10 protein-coding genes and 3 tRNA genes are annotated in these 14,770 nt (G+C 71.5%); 6 read left to right on the top strand and 7 right to left on the bottom strand.

Annotated elements, in window-relative coordinates:
* The first annotated feature begins 44 nt into the window (after positions 1-44).
* Positions 45-1,070 carry an ATP-binding cassette domain-containing protein gene (locus A3Q37_RS18400; RefSeq protein ID WP_065485903.1) on the top strand — a complete coding sequence of 342 codons (1,026 nt, stop codon included), beginning with the start codon at positions 45-47 and terminating at the stop codon, positions 1,068-1,070.
* Positions 1,071-1,138: 68 nt separating this feature from the next.
* Positions 1,139-1,936 (top strand): ABC-2 family transporter protein, encoded by a 798-nt coding sequence (locus A3Q37_RS18395; RefSeq protein ID WP_065485805.1) that lies wholly within the window; start codon positions 1,139-1,141, stop codon positions 1,934-1,936.
* Positions 1,937-2,082: 146 nt separating this feature from the next.
* On the opposite strand, the gene A3Q37_RS18390 is transcribed toward A3Q37_RS18395, so the two are convergent.
* The 3 genes from A3Q37_RS18390 to A3Q37_RS18380 form a co-directional block, all read right to left on the bottom strand.
* A tRNA-Ile gene (locus A3Q37_RS18390) sits at positions 2,083-2,156 on the bottom strand.
* 235 nt (positions 2,157-2,391) lie between these two features.
* Positions 2,392-2,464, bottom strand: a tRNA-Asn gene (locus tag A3Q37_RS18385).
* 5 nt (positions 2,465-2,469) lie between these two features.
* A tRNA-Asn gene (locus tag A3Q37_RS18380) sits at positions 2,470-2,542 on the bottom strand.
* Between the two features lie 182 nt (positions 2,543-2,724).
* On the opposite strand from A3Q37_RS18380, the gene A3Q37_RS18375 reads away from it, so the two are divergent.
* The 4 genes from A3Q37_RS18375 to A3Q37_RS18360 all read left to right on the top strand — a co-directional run bounded on the left by A3Q37_RS18375 (position 2,725) and on the right by A3Q37_RS18360 (position 8,496).
* Positions 2,725-3,030 carry a hypothetical protein gene (locus A3Q37_RS18375; RefSeq protein ID WP_006124242.1) on the top strand — a complete coding sequence of 102 codons (306 nt, stop codon included), beginning with the start codon at positions 2,725-2,727 and terminating at the stop codon, positions 3,028-3,030.
* A 59-nt stretch (positions 3,031-3,089) separates the two neighbouring features.
* A complete protein-coding gene (locus tag A3Q37_RS18370) occupies positions 3,090-4,541 on the top strand; it encodes an FGGY family carbohydrate kinase (RefSeq protein WP_065485803.1) in 1,452 nt (483 codons plus the stop codon).
* 293 nt (positions 4,542-4,834) lie between these two features.
* Complete coding sequence (locus A3Q37_RS18365) at positions 4,835-6,568, top strand: ABC transporter ATP-binding protein (RefSeq protein WP_065485802.1); 1,734 nt, start codon at positions 4,835-4,837, stop codon at positions 6,566-6,568.
* Positions 6,568-8,496: an ABC transporter ATP-binding protein gene (locus A3Q37_RS18360; RefSeq protein WP_065485800.1), complete on the top strand. Its 1,929-nt coding sequence runs from the start codon at positions 6,568-6,570 to the stop codon at positions 8,494-8,496. Before A3Q37_RS18365 ends, A3Q37_RS18360 begins: the two co-directional genes overlap by 1 nt.
* A 134-nt stretch (positions 8,497-8,630) precedes the next feature.
* Here A3Q37_RS18360 and A3Q37_RS18355 read toward each other — a convergent pair whose 3' ends face one another.
* The 4 genes from A3Q37_RS18355 to A3Q37_RS18340 form a co-directional block, all read right to left on the bottom strand.
* On the bottom strand, positions 8,631-9,722 hold the full coding sequence (locus A3Q37_RS18355) for an RNA polymerase sigma factor (protein WP_065485798.1): 1,092 nt from the start codon (positions 9,720-9,722) through the stop codon (positions 8,631-8,633).
* 208 nt (positions 9,723-9,930) lie between these two features.
* Complete coding sequence (gene dnaG, locus A3Q37_RS18350) at positions 9,931-11,862, bottom strand: DNA primase (RefSeq protein WP_065485796.1); 1,932 nt, start codon at positions 11,860-11,862, stop codon at positions 9,931-9,933.
* A 93-nt stretch (positions 11,863-11,955) separates the two neighbouring features.
* Positions 11,956-13,215: an NAD(P)/FAD-dependent oxidoreductase gene (locus A3Q37_RS18345; protein ID WP_065485794.1), complete on the bottom strand. Its 1,260-nt coding sequence runs from the start codon at positions 13,213-13,215 to the stop codon at positions 11,956-11,958.
* Positions 13,216-13,360: 145 nt separating this feature from the next.
* Positions 13,361-14,719 (bottom strand): deoxyguanosinetriphosphate triphosphohydrolase, encoded by a 1,359-nt coding sequence (locus A3Q37_RS18340; protein ID WP_065485792.1) that lies wholly within the window; start codon positions 14,717-14,719, stop codon positions 13,361-13,363.
* Between the last annotated feature and the right edge of the window lie 51 nt (positions 14,720-14,770).

Below are 14,770 nucleotides of genomic sequence, written 5' to 3'. Positions count from 1 at the left end.
CGGCCCGACCCGTACTTCGCCCTGAGGAGCCACAGTTGAGCGCGATCGTCACCGCCACCCGCATCGGCAAGACCTTCCGCACCACCGCCCGCCGGCCGGGCACCGCAGGGGCCCTGCGCTCCCTGATCAACCCGCAGCGGGTGAACAAAGTGGCGGTGCACGACGTCTCGTTCAGCGTGGCGGCCGGAGAGCTGGTGGCGCTGCTCGGGCCCAACGGCGCGGGAAAGTCCACCACCATCAAGATGCTCAGCGGAATACTCCGCCCCACATCGGGCGAGATCTCCGTGAACGGGCGCTCCCCGCACCGCGACCGGCAGCGCAACGCTCACGACATCGGCGCGGTGTTCGGGCAGCGCAGCCAGCTCTGGTGGGACCTGCCCGCCCGTGAGTCCTTCTCCATCCTGCGGGACATCTACGGAGTCACCGACAGCGACTTCCGCCGCCGGCTGAAGGAGTTCGACACCCTGCTCGAACTCTCCGAGTTCTGGGACACCCAGGTACGCCACCTCTCGCTGGGACAGCGGGTGCGCTGCGACCTGGCAGCCAGCCTCCTGCACGACCCGGTCGTGCTCTACCTGGACGAACCCACCATCGGCATGGACGTCGTCGTCAAGGAACAGGTGCGCGGCTTCCTGCGCCATCAGGCCGAGCAGCGCGGTCGCTCCATCGTCCTCACCACGCACGACATGACCGAGGTGGCCCGCCTGGCCGAGCGGGTCCTCCTCATCAACCACGGGCGGCTCGTCGTGGACGGCTCCCTGGCGGGGATACGGCGGCGCTTCGGCGAGGCATGGCAACTGCACGCAACCCTCGCCGACGGAACTCCCGGGCAGCGCCCGGCCGTGCGGATACCCGGGGTCAGGGTCGTACGGCAGGACGGCCCCCGCGTCATCCTCGGGCCCGAGGGGCAGGACCCGCCGACCGCGCACGTGGCGCTGCGCCACGTCGTACGGTCGCTCGACGTCGTCGACGTCTCCATCCAGGAGAACGATCTGGAGGACGTGATCCGGGCGGCCTACCTGGAAGAGGGCCCGGCCGCCGGCCACCCGGGCGGAAGCGGGGAGCGGTGACCGCCGTGCCCGGTGGCCCCGCGCCCGGCCGCGTCCCACCGGGCGCCAGGACGGACCCGCCCCTCCGGTTGCCGCGCGCGTGGCGCGTCGGCCGCATCACTCCGCTGGCCGAGCTGCTGTCCTCGCCGAGGCTCACCGCCACCGCCGTCCGGCTGGCCATCCAGATCGTCCTGGTCGTCGCCCTGTGGCGCGGCCTGTACGACTCGACGGGGACGAGCGCAGGCCTGAACGAAAGCCAGGCCGTCAGTTACGCGGTCCTGGCCGTCCTGGCCACCCGGATCCGCGGCCTCGACCGGCAGGCGGCCCGGGACACAGTGATGCAGCACATCAACCAGGGCACCATCGTCTACTGGTTCCTGCGCCCCCTCCCGCCCGCGCGGTACTACGCGTGGCGTGCCACGGGCGACCAGTTGTACGGCTACGTCTGGTTCGTGGCGGGGTACCTCATCTGCTGGCCCGCGGGCGTCCTGACCGCACCGCCCTCCACGGCGGCGGGCGCCCTGACCGCGACATCGCTCGTGCTCGGGCAGATCGTGCTGCACTACGTGACGCTGCTCATCGACCTGGTGTGCTTCTGGACCCTGCGCAACCACGCCGCGCAGACGTTCTTCCTTTTCATGCAGAACCTGCTCTCCGGTGTCTACGCGCCTTTGTGGTATTTCCCCGAGTGGTTCCGTGTCGCCAGCAACTTCCTGCCGTTCCAGAGCACGCTGAACACCCCGCTGTCGATCCACATCGGGCGTATTCCGGCGACCGAGACCGCACCGCACCTGGCCGCGCAGTTCCTCTGGATCGTCCTCCTCGCCCTCCTGACCCGGTGGCTGTGGGGGCGGGCCGCCGCCCGGGTGGTCGCCCAGGGCGGGTAGCGCGGAACGAACGGAGCAGGGCCGCTGGCGACGAGGCCGGGTCCCCTGTGGACGTATCGGTGCGTCAGCGGGTCGGCACCACACGGAAAACCGCCGCACCAAGCACGTTTCCCCAGGTCAGAACGATTCTGCCTGGGGAAACTGGGTGGGGCGGGTGGGACTCGAACCCACGGCCGACGGATTATGAGTCCGCTGCTCTAACCGGCTGAGCTACCGCCCCGTTTCGGCGTGGCGCGTACAAGTGTGCGCACCGTCTGCCGCAGCATAGCCGGTCATACGATCTCTCGCTTCGGTTGGCCGACTTCAGCTGATCTTGAGGACGTCGCTGCGTGCTGCCCGGTTGCGGGGAAGATCGAGGAGACCCGAAAGAGTCGCTCCGAGGGCCCAGCCGAGGCCCCGGAGGGCGGTGGGGCGTGCACGCGAAAGAGGACCCCGAAGGGTCCTCTCCCGTTCCGCTCCCCCGACTGGACTCGAACCAGTAACCCTCCGGTTAACAGCCGAATGCTCTGCCAATTGAGCTACAGGGGATCGCGCTCCCCCGACTGGACTCGAACCAGTAACCTGCCGGTTAACAGCCGGCTGCTCTGCCAATTGAGCTACAGGGGATTGCTGCGTTGCTTCGAAATCGTACCTGCCTGGCGGCTGCCGGGCGGCGCGCGTTCGCTGCGACACATACATTAGCGCAAGCAGGGGGGTGCTCCGCCAATCGGTATCGCCCGGGGTGATCTCGGGTGCTCGCGGGTAGGCGGGCTGCACACGTCGCACCAAGCGTAGGAAGGGTGGCAGCCATGCGGTACCGGCTCACGTTCATCGCCGGAGTGGCCCTCGGTTACGTGCTCGGCACGCGAGCCGGGCGCGAGCGTTACGAGCAGTTGAAGAAGTCGGCCCGGCAGTTCGCGGAGAACCCCGCCGTGCGCAACGCCGCCGAGAGCGCCGCCCACAGCGGGCGGGACATCGCGGGCAAGGCGTACCACTCGGTCAGCGACAAGGTCGGGGACAAGGTGCCCGCGTCCGTCGCCGAGCGGGTCCGGTCGCTGCGTGACCGCAGCAGCCAGAACGGGTTCGAGGACGACTGGGGGACGACCAATACCTAGGGGGCCCCTGAGGCGTCGGTGAGTTACGGGAAAGTCCCGCGGTGCGGCAGAATCTCCGTATGGGCATAGTCGCGGGGCTGGACAGTTCTTCCGCCTTCACTCACATCGTCGTCTGCGACACGGACTCGGGCGCCGTGCTCCGGGAGGGGTACGCCGCCCATCCGGTCGAGGCCAAGGCCGCCGAGGTCGATCCGCAGGCCTGGCTGCTCTCGCTCGGCGACGCGGCCTCCGGCGGGCTGCTCGAAGGTGTGCAGGCCATCGGGGTCTCCGCGCAGCAGCACGGGCTCGTCCCCCTGGACCAGCAGGGCAATCTCGTACGCCCCGCCCTGCTCGGCAACGACCGGCGGGCGCAGGTCGCCGCGGCCGATCTCGTCGACGGGCTGGGCGGGCGGCAGGCCTGGGCCGAAGCCGTCGGGGCCGTGCCGAGCGCCGCGCAGCCGGTGGCGAAGCTGCGCTGGCTGGCACGGACCGAGCCGGAGAACGCCCAGCGGGTGGCCGCCGTGCTCCAGCCGCACGACTGGCTCGTGTGGCAGCTGCTGGGCCGGCCCGCCCGGCGGACCACGGACCGGGGCGCGGCCTCGGGCACCGGGTACTGGTCGGCCGGGTCCGCCTCCTACCGGCCCGACCTCGTCGAGCTGGCCCTCGGGCACTCCGCCGCGCTGCCCGAGGTGCTCGGGCCCGCCGACTCCGCCGGGATGACCCCGGAAGGGCTGCTGATCTCCGCGGGCACCGGTGAGACCATGGCCGCCGCCTTCGGCCTCGGCGTCGCCGTGGGCGACGCCGTGGTGTCGTTGGGGGCCTCCGGGTCCGTGATGGCGGTGCACCACGAGGCGCTCGCCGATTCGAGCGGGATGATCACCTCGTTCGCCGACGCCACCGGGATGCATCTGCCGGTGGTGCACCTCTCCAATGCCGTGCGGGCGCTGCGCGGCACCGCCGAGATGCTGGGGCTGGACGGGCTGGAAGAGTTGTCCGCGTTGGCTCTCAAGTCGACGCCCGGCGCCTCTGGGCTCGTCCTGCTCCCCTATCTGGAAGGCGAGCGCACTCCTCAGCTTCCCCACACCGCCGGCACCCTCTGCGGGCTCCGGCGCGAGTCGATGAAGCCGGAGCACCTGGCGCGCGCCTCGTTCGAGGGCATGCTGTGCTCGCTCGCCGACGCCCTGGACGTCCTGCGCGGTCGGGGCGTGGAGGTCCGGCGGGTGTTCCTGCTGGGGGCCGCCGCCGAGCTCCCCGCCGTCCAGGCGCTGGCCCCGGCGGTGTTCGGCACCCAGGTCGTGGTGCCGCAGCCCGCCCAGTACGCGGCGATCGGCGCGGCCCGGCAGGCGGCCTGGGCCCTCGGGGTCTCGCAGGGCTCCCTCGACCCGCGCACTCCCCCGCCCTGGCAGGGCGCGGCGGCCCAGGTCCTGGAGCCCGGCGACGAGCTGGCGGTGGGCGGGGCGGTCCGGCAGCAGTACGCGGCTACCCGGGATCAGATCCACCCCGGGGCCTTCGGCGGCCGGCCTCCCGCGTAGGGGCCGTTTCTCACTCGGCTGCGCGCGCCCCGGAGCGCCCCCGCCCCGCGCCCGCGCCCCGCATAAGCCCGAGCGCCGGAGGGGCACCGCCCCCGCACCCCGCGTAGGGGTCGCCCCCCACTGCGCGGGCGCGCGCCCGGCGCCCGCCCGCGCCCCGCGTGAGCCCGAACGCCTTAGGGGCCCGCGCCCCGCCCCAGGTTTGACCCGGGCTTGGGGAAAACGGTTCGCCCGTGACGTACGGCGTACGCGAAACTGGGTCGGCCTCTGCCTGACGCCGATTCCGAGAGACGCGCGTGCTCATAAAACTCCTGCGGGCCCATCTGGGCCCGTACAAGAAACCCATCGTGCTGCTGGTCCTCCTCCAGCTGCTCCAGACCTGCGCCACCCTGTATCTGCCCAGCCTGAACGCCGACATCATTGACAACGGTGTCGTCACGGGTGACACCGGCTACATCCTGGAGTTCGGCGGTCTCATGATCGCCGTCAGTGTGCTCCAGGTGCTCTGCAATGTGGGGGCCGTCTACTACGGGGCCCGCACCGCCTCCGCTCTCGGGCGTGATGTGCGGGCCGCCGTCTTCGACCGGGTGCAGTCCTTCTCGGCCCGGGAGCTGGGGCGGTTCGGGGCACCCTCGTTGATCACCCGGACCACCAACGACGTCCAGCAGGTCCAGATGCTGGTACTGCTGGGGTTCACGCTGATGGTGTCGGCGCCGATCATGTGCTTCGGCGGGATCATCATGGCGCTCGGGCTCGATGTGCCGCTCTCCGCCGTGCTGCTGGCGGTCGTGCCGGTGCTCGGTGTCTCGGTCGGGCTCATCGTGATGAAGATGCGGCCGCTGTTCCGCACCATGCAGGAGCGGCTGGACTCGGTGAACCGGGTGCTGCGCGAGCAGATCACCGGCAACCGGGTCATCCGGGCGTTCGTCCGGGACGGGTACGAGGAGAAGCGCTTCCGGGGCGCGAACACCGAGCTGACCGATGTGTCGGTGGCGACCGGGCGGCTGATGGCGCTGATGTTCCCGACCGTCATGACGGTGGTGAACCTGTCGTCGATCGCGGTGGTGTGGTTCGGCGCGCACCGCATCGACAGCGGCGGGATGCAGATCGGCGCGCTGACCGCGTTCCTCGCCTATCTGATGCAGATCGTGATGGCCGTGATGATGGCCACCTTCATGTTCATGATGGTGCCGCGCGCCGAGGTGTGCGCCGAGCGCATCGAGGAGGTCCTCGGGACCGAGTCGAGTGTCGTGCCGCCCGTCGCGCCCGTCACCGAGCTGCGGCGGCACGGGCATCTGGAGGTGCGGGGGGCCGAGTTCCGGTATCCGGGGGCGGAGGAGCCGGTGCTGCGGAACGTCGATCTGGTGGCCCGGCCCGGGGAGACCACCGCGGTCATCGGGTCCACCGGCAGCGGGAAGTCCACGCTGCTCGGGCTCGTACCCCGGCTGTTCGATGTGACGGACGGCGAGGTGCTGGTCGACGGCGAGGACGTGCGGACGCTGGATCCGGCGCTGCTGGCGAAGACGGTGTCCCTGGTGCCGCAGAAGCCGTACCTCTTCTCGGGGACGGTCGCGACGAACCTGCGGTACGGGAATCCGGACGCGAGCGACGAGGAGCTGTGGCACGCGCTGGAGGTGGCGCAGGCCAAGGAGTTCGTGGAGGCCCTGGAGCACGGGCTCGACGCGCCGATCGCGCAGGGCGGCACCAATGTGTCCGGCGGTCAGCGGCAGCGGCTCGCGATCGCGCGGACGCTGGTGCAGCGGCCGGAGATCTATCTCTTCGACGACTCGTTCTCCGCGCTGGACTACGCGACCGACGCGGCGCTGCGGGCGGCGCTGGGCCGGGAGACGGCCGGGGCGACCGTGGTGATCGTGGCGCAGCGGGTGTCCACCATCCGTGACGCGGACCGGATCCTGGTGCTGGACGAGGGCCGGGTCGTGGGGGCCGGCACCCATCACGAGCTGATGGACGGCAATGAAACGTACCGGGAGATCGTGCTCTCCCAGCTGACGGAAGCGGAGGCCGCGTAATGGCCGGTCCGGGCGGACGGATGATGGCCGGGGGCGCGCCCACCGACCGGTCGATGGACTTCAAGGGGTCGAGCAAGCGGCTGCTGAAGCGGTTCGGGCGGGAGAAGGCCTCGCTCTGGCTGATGCTGGGCGCGGTGGCGGTGAGCGTCGGCCTCTCGGTGGCCGGGCCGAAGATCCTGGGCCGGGCGACCGACCTGATCTTCGCCGGTGTCGTCGGGCGGGAGATGGCCGAGGGCACGACGAAGGCGCAGGCGATCGAGGGGCTGCGGGCGGACGGCCGCGGGTCGGTGGCCGACATGCTGTCGGCCGTGGACTTCACCCCGGGCGAGGGCATCGACTTCGGCGCGGTGGGGAACGTCCTGCTGATCGCCCTGGTGGTCTACGTCGGGGCCGGGCTGCTGATGCTGGTGGCGACGCGGGTGTCGATCCGGGTGATCAACCGGATCGTGTTCCAGCTGCGCGAGGACCTCCAGACGAAGCTGGCGCGGCTGCCGCTGTCGTACTTCGACCGGGCCAAGCGCGGTGAGGTGCTGAGCCGGGCGACGAACGACATCGACAACATCTCGCAGACGCTCCAGCAGACGATGGGCCAGCTCATCAACTCGCTGCTGACGATCGTCGGCGTGCTGGTCGTGATGTTCTGGATCTCGCCGCTGCTGGCGCTGGTCGCGCTGGTGACGGTCCCGTTGTCGGTGGTCGTGGCGACGCAGGTCGGCAAGCGGTCGCAGCCGCAGTTCGTACGGCAGTGGGGGGTGACGGGGAAGCTCAACGCCCATATCGAGGAGATGTACACCGGGCACACCCTGGTGAAGGTCTTCGGCCGGCAGGAGGAGTCGGCGCGGGACTTCGCCGAGCAGAACGAGGCGCTGTACGAGGCGGGCTTCAAGGCCCAGTTCGCCAGCGGGGTCATGCAGCCGCTGATGTTCTTCATCTCGAACCTCAACTATGTGCTGGTCGCGGTGGTGGGCGGGCTGCGGGTCGCCTCGGGCGCGCTGTCGATCGGTGACGTGCAGGCGTTCATCCAGTACTCGCGGCAGTTCTCGATGCCGCTGACGCAGGTCGCCTCGATGGCCAACCTCATCCAGTCCGGTATCGCGTCGGCGGAGCGGGTCTTCGAACTGCTGGACGCCGAGGAGCAGGACGCGGACCCGGAGCACGGGGCGCGCCCGGAGCGGCTGGAGGGCCGGGTCTCGCTGGAGAAGGTGTCCTTCCGCTACGAGCCGGAGAAGCCGCTGATCGAGGATCTGTCGCTGAGCGTGGAGCCGGGGCAGACCGTCGCGATCGTCGGTCCGACCGGGGCGGGCAAGACGACGCTGGTCAATCTGCTGATGCGGTTCTACGAGGTGACCGGCGGGCGGATCGCGCTCGACGGGGTCGACGTGGCGAAGATGTCCCGGGACGAACTGCGGTCGTCGATAGGGATGGTGCTCCAGGACACCTGGCTGTTCGGCGGGACGATCGCGGAGAACATCGCGTACGGCGCTTCGCGCGAGGTCACCCGGGAGGAGATCGAGGAGGCGGCGAGGGCGGCGCATGCCGACCGGTTCATCCGGACGCTGCCCGACGGGTACGACTCGGTGATCGACGACGAGGGGACCGGGGTCAGCGCGGGCGAGAAGCAGCTGATCACCATCGCGCGGGCGTTCCTGTCCGACCCGGTGATCCTGGTGCTCGACGAGGCGACCAGTTCGGTGGACACCCGGACCGAGGTGCTGATCCAGAAGGCGATGGCGCGGCTGGCCCACGGGCGTACGTCGTTCGTGATCGCGCACCGGCTCTCCACGATCCGGGACGCGGACGTGATCCTGGTGATGGAGAACGGGTCGATCGTCGAACAGGGCACGCACGAGGAGCTGTTGGCGGCCGGTGGGGCCTATGCCCGGCTGTACGCCGCCCAGTTCGCGGAGGCGCTGGCCGAGGTGGACTGATTCCCCTCGCGCGGACCGGTCACGCCCCGGGCGGCGGAGGCGCCGGCCGGGGTGGGCCGGTTCCCGCACGCGGATCGGTCGCCCCCCGGTTCGCGGAGGCGCCGGCCGGGGTCGGCCGGTTCCTCCGGCGCGGATCAGTCGAGGTAGCCGCGGAGTTGGTCGGCGAAGGCGTGGTCCCGCAGCCTGCTGAGGGTCTTGGACTCGATCTGGCGGATGCGTTCGCGTGTCACGCCGAAGATGCGTCCTATCTCCTCCAGGGTGCGGGGCCGCCCGTCGTCCAGGCCGTACCGCAGCTGCACGACCTTGCGTTCGCGCTCGCCGAGGGTGGAGAGCACCGCCTCCAGGTGCTGGCGCAGCAGGAGGAAGGCGGCGGACTCGACGGGCGATGCGGCGTCGCCGTCCTCGATGAGGTCGCCGAAGGAGACGTCGTCCTCCTCGCCGACGGGGGCGTGCAGGGAGACCGGTTCCTGGGCCAGGCGGAGGACTTCCGTGACCCGCTCGGGCGTCAGGTCCAGCTCGACGGCGATGTCCTCGGCGGTCGGCTCGACGCCGCGCTCCTGGAGGAGCCGGCGCTGGACGCGCACCACGCGGTTGATCAGCTCCACGACGTGGACGGGGACGCGGATGGTGCGGGCCTGGTCGGCCAGGGCGCGGGACATGGCCTGGCGGATCCACCAGGTGGCGTACGTCGAGAACTTGTAGCCCCGGGCGTAGTCGAACTTCTCCACCGCCCGGATCAAGCCGAGGTTGCCCTCCTGGACGAGGTCGAGCATGGTCAGCCCGCGGCCCACATACCGCTTGGCGACGGAGACGACGAGGCGGAGGTTGGCCTCGATGAGGCGGCGTTTGGCGGTGCGGCCCATCACTACCAGCCGGTCCAGGTCCACGGCGAGGCGGGAGTCGAGGTCCGGGGTGCCCGCGAGGCGTTCCTCGGCGAAGAGTCCGGCCTCGACGCGGCGGGCGAGCTCGACCTCCTCGGCTGCGGTGAGCAGCGGGATGCGGCCGATCTCGCGCAGATACTGCCGGAACAGGTCGGAGGTGGGGCCGCCGGAGTCCGCCCGGTTCCTGGGGTCCGGCGGTTCGGGGAGATGCGTCGCTTCCACCATGACTGCCTCGGGTGCGTTTCCGGGCGGGCCGGCTGCGGTCTCCGGGTGGCGCAGGGCCCTGTTCTGCGCGGGGATGGCCGCCATGGGCGCGGTCGTGGTCGTCACGGTCCGGGTCTGCACGGGGGCGACCTCCAGGTGATCGCTGCCGGTTGACGGGGGTGGAGGCCTGTCCGGACCCGGGTGTTCCCCTGCGGACCGGCGTGCTCCGATGACTCAGACATTCCCCAGTGTGGGGTACGACACACGACTGTCACGAGGGGCGTGCGGGGACTTTCTGCTTCCGGTCCGTCACCGGGCGGTTACCGGCCCGCCCGGGCCGCGGACGGGATCAGAGCGCGGCGGCGCCGTGGGCGCGCAGGGTCTGGGCGTACTGCTGGAGCACCCAGACCTCGTTCTGCGCGGCGGCCAGGTCCTGGGGGGCGACGTGGTTGCCGAGGCGGGCGAGGCTGCTCTGTACGTCGGCGATGCGGCGGTCGACCGCGCGCAGCCGGACGTGGACGAGGTGCATGCCCGCGTAGGTCTCGTCGATGGTGCGGCCGTGGAAGACCTCGACGGCCAGTTCGGTGACGAGGTTGCGGACGGTGTTGTCGGGGGCGGCGTCCAGGACCGCGCCCAGATACGCCCGGTCGTCGGCGATGCCCTGCTCGGCGCCGCCCGCCTCCTCGATGCAGCGGCGCACGGCGGCGTAGGGCGGGGCGGTGAACTCGTCCACGCCGTACGCGTCGAAGGCCGGGGAGACCAGGGCGGGCTTCTGGAGGGCGAGCTTGAGCAGTTCGCGCTCGGTGCGGTGGGCGGGGCTACGGAGGTTGAGCGCCGGGCCGGAGAAGGCGGGTGCGGGAGCAGGGGCGGTCGGCTGGGGGGCGCCGCCGCGCGGGCCCCGGCCCTGGGGTCCGCCCCGGCCGCCGCGGTCCCCGTGGTCGCCGCCCTTGTCACGGGCCCAGCGGGCGAGCTGGGCGACGCGGTGGACCACGAACTCCTGGTCGAGGATGCCGACGAGACCGGCGAGCTGGACCGCGACCTCGCGCTGCACGCTGCTGGTCTTGATCTTGGCGACGACGGCGGCGGCCTCGTCGAGGGCGGCGGCGCGGCCGGCCGGGGTCTCCAGGTCGTAGCGGCCGACGATCTGGCGCAGCGCGAACTCGAAGAGCGGGGTGCGCGGCTCGACCAGGTCGCGCACGGCGTCGTCGCCCTTGACGAGCCGCAGGTCGCAGGGGTCCATGCCGTCCGGAGCGATGGCGATGTAGGTCTCGGCGGCGAACTTCTGGTCGTCCTCGAAGGCGCGCAGAGCGGCCTTCTGCCCGGCGGAGTCGCCGTCGAAGGTGAAGATCACGCGGGCGCTGCCGTTGTCCATGAGGAGGCGGCGCAGGATCTTGATGTGGTCGTTGCCGAAGGCGGTGCCACAGGTGGCGATGGCGGTGGTGACCCCGGCGAGGTGGCAGGCCATGACGTCGGTGTAGCCCTCGACGACGACGGCGCGGCTGGCCTTGGCGATGTCCTTCTTGGCCAGGTCGATGCCGTACAGCACCTGGGACTTCTTGTAGATCGGGGTCTCGGGGGTGTTCAGGTACTTCGGGCCGTTGTCGTCGTCGCGGAGCTTGCGGGCGCCGAAGCCGACGATGTCGCCCGCGGTGTCGCTGATCGGCCACATGAGGCGGCCGCGGAAGCGGTCGATGGGGCCGCGCCGGCCGTCCTGGGAGAGGCCGGAGGTGATCAGCTCCTTGTCGCTGAAGCCCTTGCCGCGGAGATAGCGGGTGAGGTGGTCCCAGCCGGCCGGGCTGTAGCCGACCCGGAAGTGGGCGGCGGCCTCCTGGTCGAAGCCGCGCTCGGCGAGGAACGCGCGGCCGATCTCGGCCTCGGGGCTCTCCAGGGCGCGGACGTAGAACTCGGCGGCGGCCTGGTGGGCCTCGATCAGCCGGATGCGTTCGCCGCGCTGGTGGGAGGGGTTGTAGCCGCCCTCCTCGTACCGCAGGGTGATGCCCGCCTTGGCGGCGAGGCGCTCGACCGTCTCCGAGAAGGAGAGGTGGTCGATCTTCATCACGAAGGCGATCGTGTCGCCGCCCTCCTGGCAGCCGAAGCAGTGGAACAGGCCCTTGGAGGGGCTGACCTGGAAGGAGGGGGACTTCTCGTCGTGGAAGGGGCAGAGGCCTTTGAGGTTTCCGCCGCCCGCGTTGCGCAGCTGGAGGTACTCGGACACGACGGCGTCGATCGGGACCGCGTCCCGTACCGCCTTCACGTCGTCGTCGTTGATCCTGCCAGCCACGTGTGAAGTCTACGGGGGGCCTCGGACAGTCCGGGTCGCGGCGGGCGTACGGCCGGGGCGCGGGCAGCGTGGCCCGCGCCCCGACCGTACGTCTCAGAGCAGGGAGTCCAGCGGGACCGACGGGTCGGCGAGGGCCTCCGGGTCGTGCTGCTGGCGGGCCCGGATCAGCTCCTGGACCGTCTCGGTGACATCCCACACGTTGACGTTCATCCCGGCGAGGATCCGGCGGTCCTTCAGCCAGAACGCGATGAACTCCCGCTTCCCGGCGTCGCCCCGGATGATCACCTCGTCGTAGGAGCCGGGCGGGGCCCAGCCGGAGTATTCGAGGCCCAGGTCGTACTGGTCGGAGAAGAAGTACGGGATCCGGTCGTACGTCACGTCCTGGCCGAGCATCGCGCGGGCGGCGGCAGGGCCGCCGTTCAGGGCGTTGGCCCAGTGCTCGACGCGCAGCCGGGTGCCGAGCAGCGGGTGGTGGGCCGCGGCGACGTCCCCGGCGGCGTAGATGTGCGGGTCGGAGGTGCGCAGCGAGGCGTCCACGGCGATGCCGCCGCCGTGGGCGCGCTCGGCCAGCTCCAGGCCCGCGGCCTCGGCGAGGGCGGCGCGCGGGGCGGCGCCGATCGCCGCGAGGACGTCGTGGGCGGGGTGCTCCTCGCCGTCGTCGGTGCGGGCGGTGAGCACCATGCCGTCCTGGCCGGTGATCTCGGTGAGGCGGGCGCCGAAGTGGAAGCGGACGCCGTGCGAGCTGTGCAGCTCGGTGAAGATCTGGCCCAGCTCGGGGCCGATGACCTGGTGCAGCGGGGTGGGCTCGGCCTCGACGACGGTCACCTCGGCGCCGTAGCCGCGGGCGGCGGCGGCGACCTCCAGGCCGATCCAGCCGGCTCCGGCGATGACCAGGTGGCCGTTGTCGCGGCCGAGGGCGGCGAGCACGTTGCGCAGCCGGTCGGCGTGGGCGAGGCGGCGCAGATGGTGGACGCCGGCCAGGTCGGTGCCGGGGATGTCGAGGCGGCGCGGTTCGGAGCCGGTGGCCAGCAGCAGCTTGTCGTAGTGGATGACGGTGTTGTCGCCGAGCTGCACGGTCTTCGCGTACCGGTCGAGGGCGGTGACCGGCTGGCCGAGGTGCAGTTCGATGTCGGCGCCCGCGTACCAGGGGCGTTCGTGGGTGAAGACGCTGTCCCGGTCGGCCTTGCCTTCCAGGTATCCCTTGGAGAGCGGCGGGCGTTCGTAGGGGTGGTCGCGCTCGTCGCCGATGAGGATCACCCGGCCGGTGAACCCTTCGGCCCGCAGTGTTTCGGCCGCCTTCGCCCCTGCGAGTCCCGCTCCGACGATGACGAACGTCTGGTGTGCGTCGACCACGTGATGCCTCCTCAGTGCTGTGCTGCGCGGCGCCCCCACAGCTGCGAGCGTCCCGCACGCAGCGTGATGGCGAAAGAGGGTGTGCCCCGGACAGGTCACACCCGGTGGTCGGAAGTCCGGCCCCTTCCGGGTTCCAGTCTGCCGGTCAGCCGCGACGGGCGGTGAGTGCGGCGTGCAGGGATCGTGCGGAGGCGTCGGTGAGGGCGGCGATCTGGTCGATCAGGACCCGCTTGCGGGCGTGGTCGTCGGGGGCCTGGTCGAACAGGGCGCGGAAGTGCGGCTCCAGGCCCTCGGGGGCGCGGGCGGTGAGGGCGGCGGCCAGCTCGGCGATGACGATGCGCTGGTCGGCGCGGAGGGTTTCCTGCTCGGCGCGCTGCATCACGTAACGGTCGGCGACCGCCTTGAGGACGGCGCACTCGTTGCGGATGGCGCGCGGGACGACCAGCTCCGCGCCGTACCGGCCGAGGCGGCCGGGGCCGTACACCGCGCGGGTGGCGGTCTCGGCCTCGGTGCAGAAGCGGCCGATGAGCTGGCTGGTGGCGTCCTTCAGGCGGGCCTGGGCCACGGCGGAGCCGTCGTAGCCGTGCGGCCACCAGTCCTGGTCGATCAGCCGGTCCAGGGCCTCGGCCAGCTCCTGCGGATCGGTGCCGGCGGGGACGTAACGGCCGATGGCGACCGCCCAGATCTCCTCGCGCTCGGGCTCGGCGTAGAGGCAGTTGGGGTCGATGTGCCCGGCGTGCAGCCCGTCCTCGAAGTCGTGGACGCTGTACGCGACGTCGTCGGACCAGTCCATGACCTGGGCCTCGAAGCAGGTGCGGTCCTCGGGGGCGCCCTCACGGGCCCAGGTGAAGACCGGGAGGTCGTCGGCGTACACCCCGAACTTCACCGAGTGCGGGTCGGTGGGGTGCGCGCCGCGCGGCCAGGGGTACTTGGTGGCGGCGTCCAGCGCGGCCCGGGTGAGGTTGAGGCCGACGCTGACGAGGTCGCCGGTGCGCGGGTCGTGGACGAACCGCTTGGGCTCCAGGCGGGTCAGCAGGCGCAGCGACTGGGCGTTGCCCTCGAAGCCGCCGCAGTCGGAGGCGAAGTCGTTGAGCGCCTGTTCGCCGTTGTGGCCGAACGGCGGGTGGCCCATGTCGTGGGCCAGGCACGCCGTCTCGACCAGGTCGGGGTCGCAGCCGAGGACGGCCCCCAGCTCGCGGCCGACCTGGGCGCACTCCAGGGAGTGGGTGAGCCGGGTGCGGGGGCTGGCGTCCCACTGGTGGGAGCGGGTGCCGGGGGTGACGACCTGGGTCTTCCCGGCGAGCCGGCGCAGGGCGGCGGAGTGCAGGACCCGGGCGCGGTCGCGCTGGAAGGCGGTGCGGCCGGGCCGCTTGTCCTCCTCGGTGTCGAAGCGCTCGGTGTCGGCGGGGCCGTAGGGACTCGACCCCGTGGTCCGGTGTGCGTTCTGCGTGCCTGGTGTGCCATGTGCCGGTTCTGCCCCGGGTGCGCCCTGTGTGCCGTCCATGGTTCCGACATTAGCGACCGGGACGGACAACGGGGCGCGAGCGGGCCGGGA

The sequence above is a fragment of the Streptomyces sp. PTY087I2 genome (assembly GCF_001687325.1).
Classification (GTDB): Bacteria; Actinomycetota; Actinomycetes; order Streptomycetales; family Streptomycetaceae; genus Streptomyces.
Note: the sequence above shows the minus strand (reverse complement) of the source record. Positions and strands in the feature narration are given on the sequence as shown.

What these genes read in the sequence shown, in the direction of transcription:
- A3Q37_RS18360 (WP_065485800.1), top strand. Translation starts at nt 6,568, where the DNA reads ATGGCCGGTCCGGGCGGACGGATGATGGCCGGGGGCGCGCCCACCGAC.
- A3Q37_RS18375 (WP_006124242.1), top strand. Translation starts at nt 2,725, where the DNA reads ATGCGGTACCGGCTCACGTTCATCGCCGGAGTGGCCCTCGGTTACGTG.
- A3Q37_RS18370 (WP_065485803.1), top strand. Translation starts at nt 3,090, where the DNA reads ATGGGCATAGTCGCGGGGCTGGACAGTTCTTCCGCCTTCACTCACATC.
- A3Q37_RS18340 (WP_065485792.1), bottom strand. Translation starts at nt 14,719, where the DNA reads ATGGACGGCACACAGGGCGCACCCGGGGCAGAACCGGCACATGGCACA.